This is a genomic window from Sphingomonas sp. CFBP 13706 (assembly GCF_014842355.1).
Taxonomy (GTDB): Bacteria; Pseudomonadota; Alphaproteobacteria; order Sphingomonadales; family Sphingomonadaceae; genus Sphingomonas; species Sphingomonas aerolata.
Genome location: NZ_JACYVM010000008.1, coordinates 56,404 through 78,043, shown reverse-complemented (window position 1 = coordinate 78,043; position 21,640 = coordinate 56,404). Strand labels below are relative to the sequence as shown.

Here is a 21,640-nt window from a genome sequence, read left to right as displayed (position 1 = left end):
TCCCCGTTTCGTCACGGCATCCCGTCACGCCGTCCCATCACCCCGCGCCGATCGGCCGGGGTCGGGACTGCGGTGGAGCCAGGGGGTATGGGAGGACGGGTTCGGTCTGCCCCCGTCCTCCGCAACCGCCGATCGTCGCATCAACTGCCCGCGGGCGCGGTGACGGCGGGCGCTTTGTGCGGGCCATCGAGCCAGTTGAAGCGATCAGTGCTGAGCAGGATGAAGTGGATCAACAGTGCCAGCACCAGCAGGAACGTGAACAGAGCGACGAGCGAACGCCGCGGATCGAAGATCAGCCAGATTCTCCACATGACGTGGTTCCTCTCATTGGTTTGCGATTAGGGCGTGCGGCTCAAAACCAGGGGCGCCAGTTCCAGACCAAGAAATGCGCGATGACCGCGACGACGGTGAAGATCAGGAAGCTGGTGATGAACAGCTTGTGAAACTCCTTGGCCTCTTCGGGCGTGAGGTAGGTGCCAAGCCCCATCCTCTCGTCCTTGTCTCTCAGGTCGCTCATGATGACGTCTCCGTTGTTCCCGAGGAGAAGGGGAGCGTGAAACGCGCTCCCTGGATCCAGGCGGACCGGATGCCCGCGAGGAAGGAGTCACCCGCATCGGCACCGCTGGGGCCGGACGGGAAAGGCAGTGCCGGGGTCATCGCCCGCGGCTTTCGGTGATTGCGTGCGCGAGGCGGTCCGTGCTGATCGACGCTTCGCCCGCGCGCCGCGCGCCGCGTTCGGCCGCGTCGCGGATGCGCTTGGCGGCAGAGATCCGCACCAGCACCGGTTCGCGCTCGATCACCGCGTCGAGCGCGGCCTTGGCGTCGTCGTCCCACGCGACGTCGCGCTCGATCCGCGCCGGCGTCGCCTCGACCTGGTCGAGCTGTCCGGCAAGCGGCAGGATGTGGAAAAGCGCGTCGAACAGCGCGTTGCACACCTCCTGGATCAGATAGGTCGCGCCGGCATAGCCCATGAACGGCGTACCGGTGTGGCGGCGGATCACCGCGCCGGGGAAGCTCGCCGGGATGTACACGCCCCGCGCGCCCGCCTCGGCCATGTACATCCGCTCGTTGAAGCTGCCGAAGACGATCAGCGGCGGGTTGCCGCGGATCGCGTCGATCACCGCCTGATTGTCGGGCTTGATCCCGGCCGAGCGCGCAAACGCAAAGTGGCAGGGCAACCCCATGTCCGTTTCGAGGAAATTGCGGAGCCCGCGCGCATAGGTCTCGGTCGCGACGATGCCGAAGCTCGCGGTACCGAAGAAATCCTGCGTGACCGAGCGCCACAGGTCCCACAGCGGCTTGATCGTCGTGTGCTTCTCGCGCGCGATGAACGGTTCGGGATCGAGCCCGAGCAATTCGCCGAGTTTGCGCAGGAACAGCGTCGTGCTCTCCAGCCCGATCGGCGCCTGCAGATACGGGCGCTCGAGTATCTCGCACAGTCCGCGCCCGAACTCGCGGTACAGGCAGACATTGACCTGCGCGTCCGCCAGCTTGCGGACATCAGCGAGATGGCTGCCGAGCGGGAAGACCATGCCCACCTCCGCGCCGATCCCCTCGATCAGGCGGCGGATCTCGGCGAGATCGGAGGGCATGTTGAAGCTGCCGTACATCGGCCCGATGATGTTGACCCTGGGGCGCTCGCCGTCTTTCAGCGGACGCGGCGCGGGCACTTTCTTCGGTCCGAACTGCGTCCACAGCCAGGTCAGCGCGCGGTCGCCCGACTGCCATTGATCCTCGTCGATCGTGCGCGGCAGGAAGCGCTGGATATTCGTGCCCTCGGGCGTGACGCCGCCGCCGATCATCTCGGCGATCGACCCCGTCACGACGACCGCGGGCAGATCCGGATCGAGCGTCGCCCAAGCGCGCTTCATCGCGCCTTCGGTGCCGTCGCGTCCAAGCTCCTGCTCGCCAAGGCCCGTGACGACGATCGGCAGTTCGTGCGGCGGCAGCGCGTCTGTATAATGGAGCACCGAGGTGACCGGGAGATTCTCGCACCCCACCGGCCCGTCGATGATCACCTGCAATCCCTTGATCGCGGTGAAGGCGTAGACCGCCCCCCAATAGCCGCCCGCGCGGTCATGATCGAGGATGAGGGTCATACCCCGACGCTTTCTTCGGCCTTGGCGGCGGCGATGCGTTTGGCGGCGTATTTCGCCTTGAATTCGGGCCGGTCAACCGGCGTGTCTTCCCACACACCGGCGGTCGCGCCCGTGCCGACACCGTCGAAGAACGCGGTCATCCGGTCGAACCGCGCCTGATTGGCAAGCGCCGCGTTGACGACCAGCGCAAGGCTCCCCGCCCCCGCCGGCCCCATCAGCGGCCGCGCCGAGATGAGGTTGGTGAAATAGAGCGCCGGGATCGCCTTCTGCTTGGCGTGCTGGACCACCGGCGTGGTGCCGATCGCGAGATCGGGGCCGAACGCGTCGACCGCGGCAAGATCCTGTTCGAGGCTCGCGCGATACTGGACCTGCACGCCGCGGCTCACCAGCCAGTCGCGATCGGGTTCCGACCAGGGCGTGCGCGGGCAGGCGGTGCCGACATAGGGCACGTCCGCGCCACTCTCGATCAGCAGTCGCGCAACGAGCAGTTCGGAACCTTCATAGCCCGATACGGTGATCCGCCCCTTGATCGGCCGTGCCGCCAGCGCGCCGCGGATCGCCGGGAGGACACGGTTCTTCGCCGCATCGACCCTGTCCTGCGCGATCCCGCACGCCGCGCCGATCGCGTCGAGCCACGCCGCGGTCCCGTCCGCGCCGACCGGCGCCGAGCCGACCACCGTCCGCCCCGCCGCTTCGAATTCGCGCACGCTGGCGGTGTAGAAGGGGTGTATTGCGGCCACCACCGCGCAGTCGAGCGCCGCATAGAGCTCGCGCCATTCACGGGTCGGGACGACCGGGCCGGCCGCAAGGCCCAGCGGTTCGAGCAACAGCCCGATTCCTGGCGGGTCAGCCGGGAACATTTCGCCCAGGAGAGTCATGCTCGGCCGGTCGGGGCGTTGTTTCGGCGCGGCAACGGGGCCCTGCTCGGCCTCCTTGCGCGCATAGGCGAGCATCGCCCCCGCCAGCACGTCCTTCGCCTCGGCATGCGTCGGCACGCCGAAACCGGGGACGTCGATCCCGATGATCCGCACCCCGTTGATCTGGTCGGGGAGCAGTTGCAGCGGCACTCCGCTCGCGGTCGGCACGCAGAGATTGGTCACGATGATCGTGTCGTACAGAGCCGGATCGGCGAGCTGGTGGACCGCGTCGCGGATGTCCTCGAACAATTTGCCCGTCACCAGCGTCTCGGACGAGAAGGGCACATAGCCGACGCTGCGTTTCGCGCCGTAGAAATGCGACGTGAAGGTCAGGCCGTAGACGCAGCAGGCCGAGCCCGAGAGGACGGTGGCGGTGCGGCGCATGCGAAGCCCCACGCGGAGCGATCCGAAGGCGGGGCACATGGATTGCGGTTGGTCGTGCGGGCCTTTGGGGTAGTCGGCGTCGTAGCGGGCTAGGATGTCGGACTTTCCCGCGAGTTCGGCGGCGGAGCGGAGGGTTGTAGTATTGGCGNACGCGGTCGGACGTCCCCACCCCAACCCCTCCCCTGAAGGGGAGGGGCTTCGAAGCAGAAGAAGGAAGGCCCACCTCAGACCGCATCGTACACGACCTCGAGCGTCGGCTTCGCCACATAGGCCACCCCGCGCATGTCCGCCTGGCTCGCAGGCTTCAGCGCATAATCCGCGCCCGTCACATCCGCCGAGAACAGCCCGAGCAACCCATCCTGGTCGAGCGGCGTCGGCCGAAGCGGCGGAGCTTCGGCGACATTGACCGCAAGCTCCTCGAACAGGCTCGCCCATTGCCCGCCGGGCTTGCCGATGATCTGGTAGTTCGCGCTCTTCTTGCGGATGTCCTCGTTCGCGGGGATCGCGGTGAGCACCGGGATGCCGACCGCGGCGGCGAACGCCTGCGCCTCGCCGGTGCCGTCGTCCTTGTTGAGAATCATCCCTGCGACGCCGACATTGCCGCCCATCTTGCGGAAATATTCGACCGCCTTGCAGACGTTGTTCGCGACATAGAGCGATTGCAGGTCGTTTGACGCGACGACGATCACCCTCTGGCACATGTCCCGCGCGATCGGCAGGCCGAAGCCGCCGCACACCACGTCGCCCAGGAAGTCGAGCAGGACATAGTCGAAGCCCCATTCGTGGAACCCGAGTTTCTCGAGCGTCTCGAACCCGTGGATGATCCCGCGCCCGCCGCAGCCGCGCCCGACCTCCGGGCCGCCCAGTTCCATCGCGAACACCCCGTCGCGCTGGAAGCAGACGTCCTCGATCCCGATCTCCTCGCCCGCGAGCTTCTTGCGCGAGCTGGTCTCGATGATCGTCGGGGTCGACTTGCCGCCGAACAGCAGTGAGGTGGTATCGCTCTTGGGATCGCAGCCGATCAGCAGCACGCGCTTGCCCTGCTGCGCCATCATGTAGCTGAGGTTCGCCAGCGCGAACGACTTGCCGCTGCCGCCCTTGCCGTAGATCGCGATGATCTGCGTGTCCTTGGTGACCGGGCCGGTCGGGACCGGATCCGGCTCCTGTTCGGCCTCGCGGCGCAGGGGTCCGGGATCGAACATGCTCATAGCGCTCTCCAGTCGAGGACCATCTTGACGCAATCGGGGTCGGTGAAGGCCTGCGGATAGGCGTCCATCGCCTCACCCGCGGGTCGGGTGTGGCTGATCAGGCCGTCGAGCTCGAGCAGCCCGGTCTCGATCAGCGCAAGCACCGCGGCGATGTCCGCAGGGGTGAATTCGGCGGCGACGCGCATCCGCGCCTCGCGCAGGAATGCCGGCGGGAAGGCGAAGGACAGCCGGTCGTAGAAGCCGGCCAGCACCACCTCGCCGCCCTTGCCGAGCCGCGCGAACGCCAGGTCGAGGATATCGGCGGTCCCGCTCGCGTCGCAGATCGTGCGATAGTCGGAGCGATCATCGTCGACCGGGTCGATCACGCGGTAGCCGGAGCCGATCCGACGTGCCGGCTGGACCTCCCACACCGTCGGCGCGCTTGCCCCCGACGCGACCGCGATCCGCGCGATCAGCTGCCCCAATATGCCGTGACCGACGATCAGATCGGGCGCGCCGCCGACCGCGATCGCGTGGTGCGCGGTGGCGGCGAGCGCGAGCAGCACGCCGTTGCGCCCGAGCGTCGCGTCGATCGGCACCGCGCGCGCACCGGGCAGGATCACGCGCCGGGCTGCCCCTCCGAACAGGCCGCGCGCCTGGCGATAGCAATTGGCGCCGGGGACGAAGACATATTCGCCGATCCGCGCGCGCGCCTCGACACCGGCATCGACGATCCGCCCGACCGATTCATATCCCGGGACCAGCGGATAGCCCATGCCGGGAAATTCGGGCATCCGACCGCTCCACAGCAGCCGTTCGGTGCCAGTGCTGATCCCGCTCCAGTCGATCTCGACGCACAGATCGGCATCGCCCATCGGGGTGAGCGACAGCGTGCGGAGCGCAAGCCTTTCCGGCGCTTCCAGTATGACCGCCAGTGCGTCCATACGTCCGTTGCCCACCGCCCCGTCCTCCATCAGATCATGATCGTAATCTGCTCTAGACAAATCATGTTGTCAACTTAATTGGACACATTATCGTGTTGCGGTGATCACACAGGTGATGAGCGGCAGCGCCGTGCGCCGGGTGCGGACCTGGCCAAAGCCCACAGCGTGCAGCATCGCGCGAATCTCCGCGACACTACGCGGTCGGCCGGTCCCCATGGCGAGCAGGTAGAAGCCGAAATACGCATCGCCGGACCGCTCCGCGCCCGGCGTCTGCGCCATCGGTTCGGCGATCAACAGCGTGCCGCCGGGGGGCAGCGCAGCATGGATACGACGCAGCAACGTCAGCGCCACCGCGTCGTCATGATCGTGCAGGACGCGCACCAACGTGATAAGATCATAGCCCTCGGGCAGCGGATCGATGAGGAAATCGCCGCCGTGCAGCGTCGCGCGCGTCCCCAGCCCCGCCGAGTCGAACCGCCCCCGCGCGCGCTCGGTCACCGCGGGAAGGTCGAACAGCCCGAGACCGGGCGTCGCGAACCGCGCCCCGAGCGCGCACAGAAACGCCCCCTCGCCGCCGCCGACATCGAGCACGCGGCGATGCCGGTCGAACCGATAGGCCGCGAGTGTCTGTGCTGCGACCATCGGTTGCGACGCCGCCATCAGCGTCGAATAGGCAGAGACCGCGGCGGCATCGCCCTGCCCCGCCGACTCGGCATAATGCCAGTGATCCGACACCGCCCCGCCCCCGCCCCCGCGGCGCAGCAGCGCGACGGGATCGGCCAGATCGGCATAGAGCAGACGGTGATGCGCGATCATCGCGGTGATGCCGGGATTGCCGAGCAGCGCCGCGCCGTCGCTGCCGAGCGCCCAGTCCGCCCCGCGCGGCTCGACGAGCCGCAGCGCCGCCGCCCCGCGCAACAGCCGTTCTGCGCCCGCCACCGGCAGGTCGAGCTGCGCCGCGATCGTCTGCGCGTCCGCCGGGCCGCGTGCCAGCAACGCGAGCAGCCCGGTTTCGACACAGGCGGCAAGGATCTGCGAATAGGTGAACCCTGCGACCAGATCGAACAGTGCGCCCGCCCGACGACGTGCGATCGGCCGGCTGAGCGGAAAGCGCTGCGCCGCGTGCTGGACACGCGGATCGGCAAGCAGGCGGTTGCGACAGTCCAGCCACCGCTCCCGTACACGGGCGAAAAGATGATGATACGTTTTCATATGTCCATATTTGTGGACAGGTGTTAGCATCGCGTCAATTGGAGGATGCCGGTGGCGGATGCGGGCGTGGTGGTGATCGGGGCGGGGGTCGGCGGGCTGGTCAGCGCCGCGCTGCTCGCCGCGCAAGGCCGCACCGTGACGGTCGTCGAGGCGCAACCCGGGCCAGGGGGCAAGCTGCGGACGATCGCGGTCGACGGCGACGCGATCGACGCGGGGCCGACGGTGTTCACGCTGCGATCGGTCATGGAGGATGTCTTCGCGGCATGCGGCGACACGCTCGATCGGCACGTGACGATGCGCCCCGCCGCGCTGCTCGCCCGCCATGCCTGGGGCCCCGCCCGCCTCGACCTGTTCGCCGATCCCGCCGCGAGCGAGGACGCGATCGGCGCCTTTGCCAGCGCGGCCGATGCCCGCGGCTATCGCGCGTTCCGGGCAGAGGCGAAACGGCTCTTTACCGCGCTCGACCGGCCCTTTCTCCACGCGACACGCCCGGGGCCGCTGACGCTGGGCTGGCGGATGGGTCTGCGCGGCCTTGGCGATTATTGCACGCTGCGCCCCTATACGTCGCTGTGGCACGCGCTCGGCGGCTATTTCACCGACCCGCGCCTGCGCCAGCTGTTCGCGCGCTATGCGACCTATTGCGGGGCGTCGCCGATGCAGTGCCCGGCGACGCTGATGCTGATCGCGCATGTCGAGGCGAGCGGCGTGTGGCTGATCGACGGCGGCATGTATCGGCTCGCGCTCGCACTCGAGGCGCTTGGCCGGCAGAACGGCGTCCGCTTCCGCTACCGCGCGCCGGTCCGCGCGATCCTCATCGAGCGGGGCCGCGCCGCCGGGGTCATGTTCGAGGATGGCGAGCGCATCGCCGCGTCGGCGGTGATCTGCAACGCCGATCCCGCCGCGATCGCCGTCGGCCGGTTCGGCGCCGCGGTCCGTCACGCGGTCGCCCCCGTTCCCGCCGCGCACCGATCGCTCAGCGCGATGGTGTGGACCGGACACGCGCAGGCCGCGGGCTTTCCGCTCGCCCGCCACACCGTCTTCTTCTCGGACGACTATCCGGCCGAATTCGCCGCGCTGTCGGCCGGTCGCGCCGCCGCCCGGCCGAGCGTCTATGTCTGCGCGCAGGATCGCAGCGACAGCGGCGACGACGACCGCCGCGGCGCGCCCGCCCCGGCCCGCCCCGAACGCGTGCAGATCATCGTCAACGCGCCGCCCACCGGCGACGGACCGGACACCAGCCAGGAGGAGATCGCGACATGGACGAGGCGCATGCTGGAGGGCGTTTCGCAGGCGGGACTTTCGCTCGATCTGGCGCCCTCGACCGTCATGACGACGCCGCACGCGTTCGAGGCGCTGTGTCCCTCGACGGGTGGAGCCCTTTATGGACGGGCCTCGCACGGGTGGGCGGCGTCCTTCCGCCGGCAGGGCAGCCGGACACGGATCCCTGGGCTCTATTGCGCGGGCGGGAGCACCCACCCCGGCGCGGGCGTCCCGATGGCGGCGCTTTCCGGCCGGCTAGCCGTCGACTGCCTGCTCAGGGACCACGCTTCGACGTTCGTGTCGATGCCCAGGGCTATGCCTGGTGGTATGTCGACGCGACCAGCGCGGACGGCGCCCACGGGCTGACGATCATCGCCTTCATCGGCAGCGTCTTCTCGCCCTATTACAAGCTCAGCGGCCGGAAGACCCCCGAAAACCACTGTGCGATCAACGTCGCGCTGACCGGCCCGCGCGGCAGCGCCTGGGCGATGACCGAACGTCCCGCGCACCGCGTCGACCGGGGCCCCGATCATTTCGTGGTGGGCCCGAGCGGCCTCAGCTGGGACGGCGACACGCTGGTGATCGAGATCCGCGAACGATCCGCGCCGCTGCCCTACCCTGTGCGCGGCACGATCCGGGTCAGCCCCGCGATGATCGGCACCACCGCCTTCGCGCTCGATCCGGGCGGGCGGCATCGCTGGCATCCGGTCGCACCCCGCGCCCAGGTTGAGGTCGCGATGACGCATCCCGGCGTCCGCTGGTCGGGCCCCGGCTATTTCGATTCGAACTTCGGCGACGAACCGCTCGAGGCGGGGTTCGACGACTGGCACTGGTCGCGCGCGCATCTGAAAAGCGACGTCGCGGTGCTGTACGAGGGGCGACGCCGCGACGGCACGCCGTTCGACCTCGCGCTCAAATTCGATGCGCAGGGCCGGTGGCACGACGTCGTCCAGCCCGCCCCGGCGGCCCTGCCGCGGACCGGCTGGCTCATAAAGCGCGCGACGCGGGCCGATGCGGGACATCGCCCGCGCGTGGTGAAGACGTGGATCGACGCCCCCTTCTATGCCCGTTCCGCGCTCGCCACGCGACTGTTCGGCGAGGAGGTACGCGCGGTGCATGAAAGCCTCGCGCTCGGTCGCTTCCGGTCACCGATCGTCCAGTCGATGCTCCCCTACCGGATGCCCCGCGCCTTCTGGTGAAGCGGCGTCGGGCGGTGTCAGGGAGTCTCTGGCGACCTTGTCCTTCGCGATCGCCCGATTGACCGAGACGAGCTGCCACACGCAGAAGATGATGACCGGCGCGCCCGCGATCATCAGGTCGAGCAGGCCGAGAACACCGGTCATATATGGGCCTCCATGTATTGCCGGACGATCGCCGCGACCTCTTCGGGGCGTTCCTCATGCGCGAGATGGCCGAGCCCGTGCAGCGTCTCGAGCCGCCCGTCACCGACCGCCGCCGCCGCCTCGCGCGCATTCGACAGCGGGATCGCCCGGTCGGCGTCGCCATGCACAAGCAGCACCGGCGTCTTCAACCGCGCCAGATCCCGCCGCAATCCGACCAGATCCCAGGCCGCCATCATGCCGATCGCGCCCGCGCACTGCGCCGACGTGCCGAGCAATGCCGCATAACAGGCTACGCCCGCATCATCGATCCGCGATCCGGTCGACCGGTACAGGAACCGACCCGTCTCGCCCGGGGTGCGCGCGATCCGCGCGAACAGATGCGGCGCGATCGGGTTGACGAACAGCGCGCGCGCCGTCGTCGGGAACAGTGTCGCGGCTAACCCCGGAAAGGGCAGCAGCGCGGCACTTAACCCGATGATCGCCACGGGGGACGCCCTGCCGTCGATCGCCAGCCGCGCCGCGATCGCCGCCCCCGCCGAATGGCCGATGATCACCTGCGGCGTGACCTGCAGCGTGCCGAGCAACGTCGCGACCGCGCCCGCCATGCCCGCGATCGACAGGCCGCCGACCGGGCGGCCGGTGGTGAAGCCATGCCCGGGCAGGTCGACCGCGACGACGTGGTAGAGCTGGCCGAGCAACGGCGCGAGCGTCCGCCAGCTATGCGTCGCCGCGCCGGTGCCGTGGAGCAGCAGGATCGTCGCAGGCGCGTCGCGGGCCTCGGGCGCCTCGGGCGCGAAGGTCTGGACATGCCAGCGCAGGCCGCCGGCCGCGACGAACCGGCTGGTGGCGCGATTGGGCCAGTCGCGTCCCTCGACGCTCCAGCGCGGCGCGCTCATGCGGGCTGCACCGCGCGGACCGCCGCGTGCATCCGCGCCGCATCCGCGCGCGGCAACGGGAGATAGCGCGCCTGCATCGCCGCGGCGAGCGCCGCCCCCTCGGGTCCCGGCCGCGCGGAAATGTCGAGGAATGCCGCAGCGATTCCCGCACGGCCGAGCGCGGCGGCGGCGGCGCTCGCATCCGCGGCGGCGACGCTGCGCACCGCCCGGCCATCCGCGGCGATGTTCGCGCGCCCGTCGGTCAGCAGGACCACGAACGGCGTCTGCCCGCGCGCGCGTGCCGCATCGGCAACGTCGATCGCGGCGCGCAGTCCGGCCGCAAGTGGCGTGCCACCCCCGCCCGGCAGCTCGGCGAGCGATCGCCGCGCGCGTGCCAGCGACCGGGTCGGCGGGAGCAGCACGGTCGCGCCGCTGCCCCGGAACGCGATGAGCGCGACCTGCGCGCGCTGCACATAGGAATCGGCAAGCAGCAGCTCGACCGCGCCCTTCGCCTCCGCGAGTCGTGACAGCGCGGCGGATCCCGATGCATCGACGACGAAGATCGTGACCGATTCAGCGCGCGTCTCGAACCGGCGGATCCGCAGGTCGTCGCGGCGGACCAGCACCCGCGACGCGCTGTCCGCCGTGCGCCGCAGCCGCTGCCACGGCGCGGCCGCGCGCAGCGTGTCGATCAGGCTCAGGCGCTGCCCCCCGCCCGGCACACCCGGGCGCACCCCGACGGGCCGACCGCGCGCCGGCGATCGACGCCGCTCGCCCGCCCCGCGCGACGCGCGCGTCCTCCCGCGCCGGATGCCCCCCGCCGCGATCTGCGCCAGCACATCTTTCGGCAGCGCCGCGAGCGCGGCCTCCAGCACGACGTCGTCGAGCGGCCGGGTTTCGCCTTCCGGCTGGTCGCGATCCCCCGCGTCCGGCGGCGGCGCGTCAGGCGGCTGCGGCTCGGGCGGCGGCGAGTCGTCGGGTTGCTCGGCCGGCAGACGCGTCGCGCGCGGCGCGAGCACCAGCCGCGCGGCGAGCATCAGATCCTCGTCACTGATGACGTCGCGCCCCGCACACCGCGCCGCAGCCCGCGCCGCGCGCAACGCGAACAGCGGCGCACGCGCGGTCTCGATGCCCAGCGCCGCCGCGGTCGCGACCAGCGTCGCAAGGACAGCCTCGGACGTCGGCGGCGTCCCCGCGTCCCCGAAATCTTCCCCGCCCTGCATCGCCGCCACGGGCTTCGCGTCGTGCAGGTCGATGCGAAACGCGAGCCGTTCTAGCAGCGCCGCGGGCGGGCGCTCGTCGGGACCGATCCCGTCGTCCAGCGCCACGACAAGGCATCGTCCGACGCCGCCGCCGTCCATCGCCGCGACGATCCGCCCCGCAACCGCATCGGACAGCCGGTCCGCCATCGCGAGCAGCAGCACCCCGCCCGCCGCCTCGACGAGCAGCCCCGCGCGCTGCACCGCGCGCCCCTGGGCCAGCGTCGCGACCAGATCCAGCCCGCCGAACAGCCGGTCGTCATCGACATGGACCGGCACCCGCCGCATCGGCGCATCGGGCGGCAGATGCGACCGCAGCGCCGCGATCACCGCATCGCGCAGCTCGCCGCCGCCGCGCAGCGCGATGCCGCCAAGCCCGGGATCGGCCGCACAGAGCCGCGCCGCGATCAGTGCATCGGCCAGCGGATCCGGCGCCCCCGCTGCCCGCCCGCTCACCCCGCCACCTCCTCCAGCGCGCGCAAGATCCGCGCGGTCGACCCGGTCTCGTCGAGCACGTTGCGCCGCAACCGGTGGCGCAGCGCCATCGGCGCGATCGTCGCGACATGCGCCTGTGTCACCTCCGACACCGCCTCGAGCGCCGCGAGCGCCCGCGCCGCCCGCATCAGCGTCAGTTCGCCGCGCAACCCGTCAGCCCCCACCGTGATACACAGCCGCGACGCGAAGGCGAGCACCGCGTCGGGCAGCACGACCATCGGCAACCCCGCCCGCCCCCGCGCGATCGCCGCCAGCGTCGCGCGCTCGTCCGCCGCCCAATGTTCGACGAACGCCGCCGGCGACCGCTCGAACGCATCGCAGCGCCGGAGGATCTCGACGCGCTGCTCCAGATCCTGCGGCGTGCGGACCTCGACCGACAGCCCGAACCGGTCGAGCAGCTGCGGCCGCAATTCGCCCTCTTCGGGATTGCCGCTGCCGACCAGCACGAACCGCGCCGGGTGGCGGACGCTCAGCCCCTCCCGCTCGACGACATTCTCGCCCGACGCGGCAACGTCGAGCAGCAGGTCGACGATATGATCCTCGAGCAGATTGACCTCGTCGATATACAGGAAGCCGCCATTGGCGCGCGCGAGCAGCCCCGGCTCGAACGCCTTGATCCCGGCCCCCAGCGCGCGTTCGAGATCGAGCGCGCCGACCACCCGGTCCTCGGTCGCGCTGAGCGGCAGGTCGACGAACGGTACCGGCACCTGCCCGCTGCGCGGCGTCCCGTCCTGATACCCCGCCTGGTCGGCCCGCACCGGCGGCAGCAGCGCGGCGAGCGCACGCACCGCGGTCGACTTGCCCGTGCCGCGATCGCCGAACACCATCACCCCGCCGATCCGCGCATCGACCGCCGCGATCAGCAGCGCGCGTTTCATCTCGTCCTGACCGACGATCGCCGAAAAGGGGAAAGACACGCGCATGCCAAAGGTGTAACACGCATTGGACACTCGGCAAGATGGACAATGTAATGCTTAACCCGATTGTCGTGAGCGGCAGTACCGCCATCGCGCTCTGCGTCGTCGGCGGCTTGATGACGCCGATCGGCCCCTGGTACCGCACGCTGCGCAAGCCGCGGTTGCAGCCGCCAAACTGGCTGTTTGGTCCCGCCTGGACGATCATCCTCGCCCTCGCCGCCTGGTCCGCGTCGATCGCCTGGACCGCCGCGCCCGACGCCGCGACGCGCGCGGAGGTGGTGACGCTGTTTGCAGTCAACGCGGTCTTCCACCTGCTGTGGAGCCCGCTGTTCTTCCGCGCGCGGCGCCCCGACTGGGCGCTGATTGAGGTCGTGTTTCTCTGGGCGTCGCTGGTCGCGCTGGTCGTCGGGCTGTGGCCCAACGACCGCTTCGCGAGCCTGTTGATCGCGCCCTATCTCTTGTGGGTCAGCTTTGCGGCCTGGCTCAACTGGGCGATCGTGCGGCTGAACCGGCCGTTCGGTCACGCCGCCCAACGATACCCCGCATGACGAGGATATACGCCACCCCCTGAACGGAGAGCAGATCATGGCCACCCATCCGCACAGCTTCATCGCGCCAGCACCCGCCATCCCCGAGATCCGCGAGATTGGCACCGCCGACCTGCGCTGGGCCCTCGCCGAGGGGTGGAAGGATTTTCTCGCCAAGCGCGGCGACCTGATCGTGATCGGCCTGCTCTATCCGATCGTTTGCCTGGTCGCCGCGGTGGTGACGTACAACGCGCCGCTGCTCCCGCTGTTCTTCCCGCTGGTCGCAGGGCTCTCGATCCTCGGCCCCGCCGCCGCCTCGGGCTTCTACGAACTCGCGCGTCGCCGCGAAGAGGGGCGCGACTCGAGCTGGTGGCATTTCCTCGATCCGCTCAACGGACGCAGCCGCCTGCCGCTCGCGGTCCTCACCGCCGGGCTCGCGGCCCTCATGGTCGGATGGCTGGCGACGGCCTATGCGGTCTATGACCTGACCTTCGGTGCGACCGCACCGCTGCGGATCGGCGACGTCGCGGGCCGGCTGTTCACCACGCAGGAGGGGTGGACGCTGATCCTGCTCGGCAATCTGGCAGGCGCGCCGTTCGCGATCGCGACGCTGGTCTTCGCGCTGGTCGCGTTCCCGATGGTGGTCGATCAGCCGGTCGATGCAGGCCTCGCGCTGCGCACCTCGCTCGCGGCGGCGCGACGCAACCCGCGCGCGGTGTTCGGCTGGGGGGTGCGAGTCGCCGGGCTGCTCGTCCTCGGGCTGATCCCGCTCGCGATCGGGCTGGCGGTGGTGCTGCCCTGGCTCGGCTATGCGACCTGGCACCTCTATACGCGTCTGGTCGTCCGCTAACGAACCCCCGCGCCGCGCCAGGTGCAGCAGCACCCGGCACGGCGCGGTCGCCCTCAAGCCCGCGTCGGACGCGGTCCGGGGTGATAGGATGGCGGACGATCCGCCTTCGCCGTGCCGAAGCGTGACGGCTTGTCCCCCATCACGAAGGCGAGCTCGCCACCCTGGGCGAGGTCCGCATGCCCGATCCAGTTCTTCGTCCAGGGCTTGCCGTTCCACCGCACCGACTGGACATAGGGTGCCTGCGGACCATTGCCCGACGCGGTGATCCTGAGCGTCTTGCCACCGCCGAGCGCGACCTCCGCGGCGTCGAACAGCGGCGAGCCGAAGACATAGACCGCGCTGACCGGATCGACCGGGTAGAGGCCGAGCGCGGAGAAGATGAACCACGCGCTCGTCTGCCCGCAATCGTCGTTGCCGATCACGCCGTCGGGATCGGCCTTGTACATCTCGGTGCACAGGCGCCGCACCATCGCCTGCGTCTTCCACGGCGCACCGGCATAGGCATACATGTACGCGGCATGCTGATCGGGTTCGTTGCCATGCGCATATTGGCCGACCAGACCCGAAATGTCGGGCGGCGCGTTCTTGGGCAATGTCGACGGCGCGACGAACAGCGCGTCGAGCTTCTTCACGAACCCGGCATCGCCGCCGAACAGGTCGATCAGTCCGTAGATGTCGTGCTGGTTGAGGAACGTCGCCTGCCAGCCATTCGCCTCGGTATAATCGCGGTGCTTGTCGGGGTTGTGGCCGAGCTGGATCGGATCATAGTCCGCCCACCAGGTCCCGTCCGCGAAGCGCGGCCGCGCGAAGCCGATCTTCGGATCGATGACGTTGCGGTAGTTGAGGCTGCGCTTGCGCAACGCCTGCGCGTCGGCGGAGGCGCCCGCCGCGTCCGCGAGCACCGCCATCGCCCAGTCGTCATACGCATATTCCTGCGTCCGGCTGACCGACTCCCAGACCTTGTCGGCGGGGATGAAGCCGAGGTCGTAATAATAGCCGCGGCCGAGCGTGCTCTCCAGATCGCGGAAGCTGCGGTCGAACGCACGGCGGCGGATCTGCGGCCAGGCGGCGGCATAGTCCGCCTTCACGCCCTTCACGCACGCCTCCGCGAGCACCGACACCGAATGCCAGCCGATCATGCAGGCGGTCTCGACACCCTGGAGCGGCCAGACCGGCGAGCCCGCCGGGCTCTGGATCGTCTGGCGGACCAGATCGCGCGTGAACTGCGCGGCCTTGTCGGGCTGGACCAGATTGAGCAGCGGGTGCAGCGCGCGGTACGTGTCCCACAGCGAATAGGTGCTGTACGCGGGATCACCCGGCGCCGCTGTGTGCACCTTGCGGTCGAGCCCGACATAACGGCCGTCGCGGTCGGTGAAGAGCGTGGGCGACAGGAACGTATGATACAGCGCGCTCGCCATGATCGTGCGCTGATCGGGCGTGCCGCCCTCGACACGGATACAGTCGAGCTGCGTCTGCCAGGTCCGCGCCGCCGACCGGCGCACGCTGTCGAACTGCCAGCCCGGGGCCTCGCCCGCCAGCGCGGCCTTGGCGCCCGCGACGTCGACCGCGGAGATGCCCGTCTTGATCAGGATCGGTTCGCCGCCCGCCTGGTCGAAGAACAGCGCGACCTTCAGCCGGTTGCCGGTGATCGCCTTCGCGCCCGCGGGTGCCGGCGTGTCGTCGTCGCCGAAGAATTCGACGCGGTCGGGGCGACGCGATAGCTGCATCGCGAAATGGATCCGCCGACCCTTCGCCCAACGGTGGACGCGGCGGCTGCCGGTCAGCATCCCGTCGGGCGACAGCGCCAGCGACGCCTCGTCGATCAGCACGCCCTTGTCCCAGACGTCGAGGATCATGTGCGCGAAGTCGATCAGGATGTGCCCCGCGCCCTGCGGGAAGGTGTAGCGGTGATGCCCCGTCCGCTCGGTCACGGTCAGCTCGGCAAGCACGCCCGATTCGAGCTTCACGCGGTAATAGCCGGGCTCGGCCAGCTCGTCCGAAAAGCGCTGGCGATAGCCCTCCTGCGGCTTGTCGAGCGCACCGGGTTTGAGCTTGAGCGGCCCGCGCGTCGGCACGACGAGCACGTCCAGCATGTCGCCGATCCCCGTCCCCGACAGATGCGTGTGGCTGAACCCCATGATCGAGCCGTCATCCTGGTGATAGCCCGAGCACGCATCCCAGCGGCTGTTGTCGGTGTCGGGGCCGAGCTGGACCATCCCGAACGGCAGCGACGGCCCGGGATAGGTGTGGCCGTGGCCACCCGTGCCGATGAACAGATCGGGCTTGCCCGCGGTCGGGCGCTGGCCCTGCGCGGTGGCACCGGCGGCGGGCAGCACGCCCGCAAGGCCGGCAAGCCCGGTGGTGGCGAGCACCTGGCGGCGGTTGGCGGTGGTCATGTGTCTCTCCCGTAGGTCCATGTCAGTAGCGCGCGGCGAGCAAGGCGGGCTTGCGGCGCTCGAGGTCGAGGATCAGCTCGCCGAACAGCCCGTTGGCCCAGGCGAACCAGCTGCGCGTGAATTTCGTCGGATCATCCTTGTGGAAGGATTCGTGCATGAAGCCCGTGCCGCCATGCGTCGTCTTCAGCCATGTCAGGCACTGGCGGATGACGGCGTCGTCATCGCTGTTCATCGCATGCGTGACGATCGACATCGGCCAGATCATGTCGAGGCCGATATGCGGCCCGCCGATCCCCTGCGCGGCCTTGCCCGCAAAGAAATAGGGGTTGCGATCGCTCCAGCCGAGCGCGGCGGTGCGACGGAACAGCGGGTCGGCGCGGTCCGCCGCGCCGAGCAGCGGCAGGCCCGACAGACTCGGCACGTTGGCATCGTCCATGAAGATCGCATTGCCGAAGCCGTCGACCTCATAGGCCCAGACCTCACCTCCCTGCCCGTCCGGCATCCGTCCATTCATGCGCAGCGCCGCCTCGACCTCGGTCGCCAGCGCCTCGCTGTCCGCCGCGCCCGCCGTATCGCCGCGCGCCTCGCGCTGGACCGTCGCCAGCATGCGCAGCGCCGACACCGCGAACAGGTTGGACGGGATAAGGAAGGGATAGAGGCACGCATCGTCCGACGGGCGGAACATCGAATGGATCAGCCCGACCTTGCGTGTCGGCGCGCCATAGCCTTCGAACATCAGCGTCTCGGTCGGTGAGACGTTCAGCCGCTGGAAATGATACGGGCCCTTGCCGTCCTTACGCTGCTGTTCGCGGAAGGTGGCGACCGCGCGGACCATCGCCTGCGCCCACAGGTCGTCGAACGGCGTCTTGTCGCGCGTCGCGGTCCAGTAGCCGTGCGCGAGCCGCATCGGGTAGCAGAGCGAGTCGATCTCCCATTTTCGCTCGGCGACGCCCGGCTTCATCTCGGTCTGGTCGGTCCGCGCGCCCAGGTTCGATTTCGCGGTCGGATCGTCCATGAACGCGTTGGCATAGGGGTCGATCAGGATACAGCGCGCTTGCCGGGCGATCAGCCCGACAAAGACCCGGCGCAGACCTGCGTCCTTGGCCGCGAGATGGACATAGGTCTGCATCTGCGCCGAGCTGTCGCGCAGCCACAGCGCCTCGATATCGCCGGTGATGACGAACGCGTCGGGCTTGCCGTCGACCATGCCCAGCCGGACCGTGGTGTCGAGCGTGTTGGGGTAGCAATTCTCGAACAGCCAGGCGAGTTCGGGGTCGGCGATCTTCGCCTTCACCCGCGCGATCTCGGCCTCGACCGCGGCGCTGACGAAGCGACGCTCGCCACGCGGCGGCCGCCTGCTCGCCAGCGGCGCGGCAACCGCCCCACCGGGCAGCGCGGTGGCCAGTGCGAGCGCTGCCGCACCGGTCATCACGTCGCGGCGGCGGGGGGTGAAGCGCGCGCCGCTCATGGCTTGGCCACCGGTGCGCTCATCGAGAAGGGCGCAGCACTGCTGGCCGCACCCCATTTGCGGTTCGGCGTCGCCCCCATCACGAAACGCAAAGTGCCCCCCTTCTGCAGCGCCTCGCGCGTCAGCCACGGCTTGTCGTGCGCCGTCCCGTTGAAGCTCGCCGACTGGATATAGACATTGCCCGGCCCGTTGTTCGCCGCCTCGATCGTCAGCGCCCTGCCGCCCGGCATCGTCAGTCTGACGGTGCGGAACAGCGGGCTGCCGATCGCATATTGGCCGACCGCGGGCGTGACCGGATAGAAGCCGAGCGCGGAGAACACGTACCAGGCCGAGGTCTGGCCGTTATCCTCGTCGCCCGGATAGCCGTCAGGCGTCGGCGCGTAGAGCTTCTTCATCACGTCGCGGACATGATATTGCGTCTTCCACGGCGCCCCCGCCCAGTCATAGAGATAGGGCATGTGCTGGATCGGCTGGTTGCCATGCGCATATTGGCCCATGTCGACGATCTGCATCTCGCGGATCTCGTGGATCGTCTGCCCGTAATAGCTGTCGTCGAAGATCGGCGGCGTGGTGAAGACCGAATCGAGCCGCTTCACGAACGCCTCCTTGCCCCCCATCAGGTCGGCGAGCCCCTGCACGTCCTGCATCACCGACCAGCCGTAATGCAGCGCATTGCCCTCGGTGAACGCGTCGCCCCATTTATACGGGTTGAAGGGGGTCGACCAGCTGCCGTCCTGGTTGCGCCCGCGCATCCACCCGCTCTGCGTGTCGTAGAGCTTGCGGTAATTCTGCGCCCGCGCGGCATAGAGCTTGGCATCCTCGGTCTTGCCGAGCGCGCTCGCGAGCCGCGAAATCGAGAAGTCGGCGGTCGCGTATTCGAGGCTGCGCGCGGCATTCTCGTTGATGCCGACGTCATAGGGCACATAGCCCAGCCGGTTGTAATATTCGACGCCCTCGCGCCCGACCGCGCCGACGACCGCGCCCTTCTTGTCGACCGGACGCCCTTGCGAGGTGGTCGCGTTCTTGACCATCGCCTCGTACAACGTCTCGACGTCGAACCCGCGCACGCCGTTCAGATACGCGTCGGCGATCAGGTTCGCCGAGTTCGACCCGATCATCACGTCGCGGTGGCCGGGGCTCGCCCATTCGGGCAGCCAGCCGGACTCCTTGTAGGTGTTGACCAGCCCCTGCATGATCTCGCTGTCGCGCTCGGGATACATCAGCGCGAAGAACGGGAAGACCGCGCGCCACGTGTCCCAGAAGCCGTTGTCGGTATAGAGAAACCCCGGATGCACCTTGCCGTCATAGGGGCTGTAATGGACCGTCTGCCCCTTGGCATCGACCTCGTGGAACATCCGCGGGAACTGCAGCATGCGGTAGAGCGCGGAGTAGAAGGTGCGCCGGTTGTCGATGTCGGGATCGCTCACCTCGATCCGGTCGAACTCGCGCTGCCAGACCGCCTTTGCCTTGGCCTTGGTCTGCTCGAAGCCGTCGCCGCCGATCTCGCCGCGCAGGTTGCGCTCGGCCTGGTCGAGGCTGATGAACGACGACGCGACCTTGACGCCGACCTGCTCGCCCTTGCGCGTCTTGAAGCTGACGACCGCCCCGACATGATCGCCCTCGCGCACCGGCGTCGCGGCGATCTGGCCGTTGTCGTCCCAGGTCCGGCTGACCGTGAAGGCGTGGTCGAATTCGGCGACGAAGTAATTGTGGAAATTGCCCGGCACGCCGCCATGGTTGTTGCGGACATAGCCGGTGATCCGGCGCCTGGCTGGATCGACCGACACCATCGATCCGCCCGCATAGCCGTCGAGGATGATGTGCGCGTCGTCGCTTTCGGGGAAGGTGAAGCGGAACTGCGCGGCGCGGTTGGTCGGCGCGACCTCCGCGGTCACGTCGTAATCGGCGAGATAGACCTTGTAGCTATAGGGCCGGCTCTCCTCGGCCTTGTGGCTGTACCACGAGGCGCGTTCGTCCGCCTTGACCTTCAGCGCGCCGGTCGTCGCCATCAGCGCGAACGCGGCATAATCGTTCATCCAGGGGCTGGGCTGGTGCGTCTGCTTGATGCCGTTGATCTTGTTGCCGTCATAGGTGTAGCCCCAGCCGCTGCCCGGCTTGCCCGTCACCGGCGTCCAGAAGTTCATCCCCCACGGCACCGCGACCGCGGGATAGGTGTTGCCGTACGACAGCGTATAGTCGGAATCGGTGCCCATCAGCGGGTTGACGAGGTCGACTGACGGCTGCGCCTCGGCGCTGGCCGCAGCCTGTGCCGACAGCGGCACCGGTGCGACGAGCGCGATCGACGCGACCGCCGCCACCGTGCCGCGCAATGCGGCGATTACCCTGTGTCTCACATCGCTCTCCCAGATGAATGTTGGTCGCGCCCTGAAGCGGTTGGCCCGGCGGTTGGCCCGGCACGGAACGGCCGCGGCGCGACGCCGGTATTGGTCATGACCACGGGCTTGATCGTCCCGTCGGCGGCAAAGACCATGCGGTCGACCGCGATCTGCCGGTGTTCGCCGCGATCGGTGTCGAGCGGCCGGCGGTGATAGGCGATGTACCAGTCGTCGGTGCCGGGCACGTTGACGACCGAATGATGCCCCGCGCCGCGCGCGATGCGCAGGTCCTGCGACAGGATCTTGCCCTTCGGCGTGAACGGCCCGGTCGGGCTCGGCGCGGTCGCATAGGCGACGCTATAGTCCGGCCCGGTCCACCCGCCCTCCGACCACATCAGATAATAGACGCCGTGGCGTTCGATCATGAACGACCCCTCGACATAGCCGGGGGGCGTGATCTCCTTGAACATCGTCCCGTCGGGAAACGGCAGGACGCGCTTCAGGTCCGGGCTCAGCCGGACGACGTTGCAATGCTTCCAGCCGCCGTAGAAGAGATAGACCTGCCCGTCGCGATCCCGGAATGCGAACGGATCGATCGGCTGCGCGCCGTTATGGAACGCGCCGACCAGCGGCTTGCCCAGCGCATCCCTGAACGGACCGCCGGGCGTCGCGCTGACCGCAAGCCCGATGCCGCCCAGCTCACCATCGCTCTGGATGTCGTTCGCGCTGAAGAACATGTAATAGCGCCCGTTCGCCTGGAGCACCGACGGCGCCCAGATCGCATAGGCGGCCCAGCCCGCATCCTGCACGTCGAACACGCGGCGATGCTTTGTCCAGTGCACCAGGTCCGGCGAGGAAAATGCGTCGAAGAAGGTCTGCATGCCATAGGACGGGCGGACCGTCTTGCGCAGTCGGGCGGCCTTTTGCGCGGGCGTGAACCGGCTCGGCGCGACCGGCTTTCCGGCATGGTCGGAATAGGTCGGGTAGATCCAGTATTGCCCCGCGAACACGCGGATCTCGGGATCGGCATACCAGCCCGGCACGATCGGGTTGGACGCGGTCGCCGCTCCGCAGGCGAGCAGCCCCGCCAGCGTCAGGGCCCGGCGCAGGACGCGGGGATATCTATCAAAAAAACGGTGGCTCCGCGAAGGAGCCACCAGGGGAGAGGAAG

Annotated in this window: 19 protein-coding genes; 4 read left to right on the top strand and 15 right to left on the bottom strand. The window is 69.2% G+C overall.

The features are described from left to right. Positions 1-140: 140 nt before the first annotated feature. From pufA to IFS44_RS14910, 7 genes are all read right to left on the bottom strand, one after another. Positions 141-311 (bottom strand): light-harvesting antenna LH1, alpha subunit, encoded by a 171-nt coding sequence (pufA, locus tag IFS44_RS14940; protein ID WP_081874173.1) that lies wholly within the window; start codon positions 309-311, stop codon positions 141-143. Positions 312-352: 41 nt separating this feature from the next. Beyond that, positions 353-517, bottom strand: a complete 165-nt coding sequence (pufB, locus tag IFS44_RS14935) for a light-harvesting antenna LH1, beta subunit (protein WP_081874172.1) — start codon at positions 515-517, stop codon at positions 353-355. Between the two features lie 136 nt (positions 518-653). Continuing rightward, positions 654-2,099, bottom strand: a complete 1,446-nt coding sequence (gene bchZ, locus IFS44_RS14930; protein WP_192099011.1) for a chlorophyllide a reductase subunit Z — start codon at positions 2,097-2,099, stop codon at positions 654-656. Then, positions 2,096-3,496 (bottom strand): chlorophyllide a reductase subunit Y, encoded by a 1,401-nt coding sequence (gene bchY, locus IFS44_RS14925; RefSeq protein WP_192099083.1) that lies wholly within the window; start codon positions 3,494-3,496, stop codon positions 2,096-2,098. The genes bchZ and bchY overlap by 4 nt, the downstream gene beginning before the upstream one ends. A 128-nt stretch (positions 3,497-3,624) precedes the next feature. Next, on the bottom strand, positions 3,625-4,608 hold the full coding sequence (locus tag IFS44_RS14920) for a chlorophyllide a reductase iron protein subunit X (RefSeq protein ID WP_192099010.1): 984 nt from the start codon (positions 4,606-4,608) through the stop codon (positions 3,625-3,627). After that, complete coding sequence (bchC, locus tag IFS44_RS14915; RefSeq protein WP_192099082.1) at positions 4,605-5,531, bottom strand: chlorophyll synthesis pathway protein BchC; 927 nt, start codon at positions 5,529-5,531, stop codon at positions 4,605-4,607. Before bchC ends, IFS44_RS14920 begins: the two co-directional genes overlap by 4 nt. An 87-nt stretch (positions 5,532-5,618) precedes the next feature. Continuing rightward, positions 5,619-6,743, bottom strand: coding sequence for a methyltransferase (locus tag IFS44_RS14910; RefSeq protein WP_192099009.1), 1,125 nt, complete (start codon positions 6,741-6,743; stop codon positions 5,619-5,621). Between the two features lie 51 nt (positions 6,744-6,794). Between IFS44_RS14910 and crtD the strand changes: the two genes are divergently transcribed. Continuing rightward, positions 6,795-8,369, top strand: coding sequence for a 1-hydroxycarotenoid 3,4-desaturase CrtD (gene crtD / locus IFS44_RS14905; protein ID WP_342366437.1), 1,575 nt, complete (start codon positions 6,795-6,797; stop codon positions 8,367-8,369). After that, positions 8,270-9,202, top strand: coding sequence for a hydratase (locus IFS44_RS14900; RefSeq protein ID WP_342366443.1), 933 nt, complete (start codon positions 8,270-8,272; stop codon positions 9,200-9,202). The genes crtD and IFS44_RS14900 overlap by 100 nt, the downstream gene beginning before the upstream one ends. Here IFS44_RS14900 and IFS44_RS14895 read toward each other — a convergent pair. The 4 genes from IFS44_RS14895 to IFS44_RS14880 are packed head-to-tail and all read right to left on the bottom strand — an operon-like array spanning position 9,149 to position 12,898. Continuing rightward, positions 9,149-9,346, bottom strand: a complete 198-nt coding sequence (locus IFS44_RS14895) for a hypothetical protein (protein ID WP_192099006.1) — start codon at positions 9,344-9,346, stop codon at positions 9,149-9,151. The genes IFS44_RS14900 and IFS44_RS14895 overlap by 54 nt on opposite strands. Next, a complete protein-coding gene (gene bchO, locus IFS44_RS14890; protein WP_192099005.1) occupies positions 9,343-10,242 on the bottom strand; it encodes an alpha/beta fold hydrolase BchO in 900 nt (299 codons plus the stop codon). The genes IFS44_RS14895 and bchO overlap by 4 nt, the downstream gene beginning before the upstream one ends. After that, a complete protein-coding gene (locus IFS44_RS14885; protein WP_342366436.1) occupies positions 10,239-11,936 on the bottom strand; it encodes a magnesium chelatase subunit D in 1,698 nt (565 codons plus the stop codon). Before IFS44_RS14885 ends, bchO begins: the two co-directional genes overlap by 4 nt. Further along, complete coding sequence (locus IFS44_RS14880) at positions 11,933-12,898, bottom strand: ATP-binding protein (RefSeq protein ID WP_192099004.1); 966 nt, start codon at positions 12,896-12,898, stop codon at positions 11,933-11,935. The genes IFS44_RS14885 and IFS44_RS14880 overlap by 4 nt, the downstream gene beginning before the upstream one ends. Before the next feature lie 47 nt (positions 12,899-12,945). Between IFS44_RS14880 and IFS44_RS14875 the strand changes: the two genes are divergently transcribed. Both IFS44_RS14875 and IFS44_RS14870 read left to right on the top strand, forming a co-directional pair. Further along, positions 12,946-13,440 carry a TspO/MBR family protein gene (locus IFS44_RS14875; protein ID WP_192099003.1) on the top strand — a complete coding sequence of 165 codons (495 nt, stop codon included), beginning with the start codon at positions 12,946-12,948 and terminating at the stop codon, positions 13,438-13,440. 37 nt (positions 13,441-13,477) lie between these two features. After that, on the top strand, positions 13,478-14,269 hold the full coding sequence (locus tag IFS44_RS14870) for a DUF2189 domain-containing protein (RefSeq protein ID WP_192099002.1): 792 nt from the start codon (positions 13,478-13,480) through the stop codon (positions 14,267-14,269). Positions 14,270-14,322: 53 nt separating this feature from the next. On the opposite strand, the gene IFS44_RS14865 is transcribed toward IFS44_RS14870, so the two are convergent. From IFS44_RS14865 to IFS44_RS14850, 4 genes are read right to left on the bottom strand one after another with little or no spacing between them, the layout of a single operon-like run. Continuing rightward, on the bottom strand, positions 14,323-16,665 hold the full coding sequence (locus IFS44_RS14865) for a GH92 family glycosyl hydrolase (protein ID WP_192099001.1): 2,343 nt from the start codon (positions 16,663-16,665) through the stop codon (positions 14,323-14,325). 22 nt (positions 16,666-16,687) lie between these two features. Then, positions 16,688-18,133 carry a glycoside hydrolase family 125 protein gene (locus tag IFS44_RS14860; RefSeq protein ID WP_244650332.1) on the bottom strand — a complete coding sequence of 482 codons (1,446 nt, stop codon included), beginning with the start codon at positions 18,131-18,133 and terminating at the stop codon, positions 16,688-16,690. Then, the gene (locus IFS44_RS14855) at positions 18,130-20,487 is read right to left on the bottom strand and encodes a GH92 family glycosyl hydrolase (RefSeq protein WP_446740863.1); all 2,358 of its coding nucleotides are present in this window, start codon (positions 20,485-20,487) and stop codon (positions 18,130-18,132) included. Before IFS44_RS14855 ends, IFS44_RS14860 begins: the two co-directional genes overlap by 4 nt. Then, positions 20,484-21,626 carry a glycoside hydrolase family 43 protein gene (locus IFS44_RS14850; RefSeq protein WP_342366435.1) on the bottom strand — a complete coding sequence of 381 codons (1,143 nt, stop codon included), beginning with the start codon at positions 21,624-21,626 and terminating at the stop codon, positions 20,484-20,486. Before IFS44_RS14850 ends, IFS44_RS14855 begins: the two co-directional genes overlap by 4 nt. Positions 21,627-21,640: the final 14 nt, after the last annotated feature.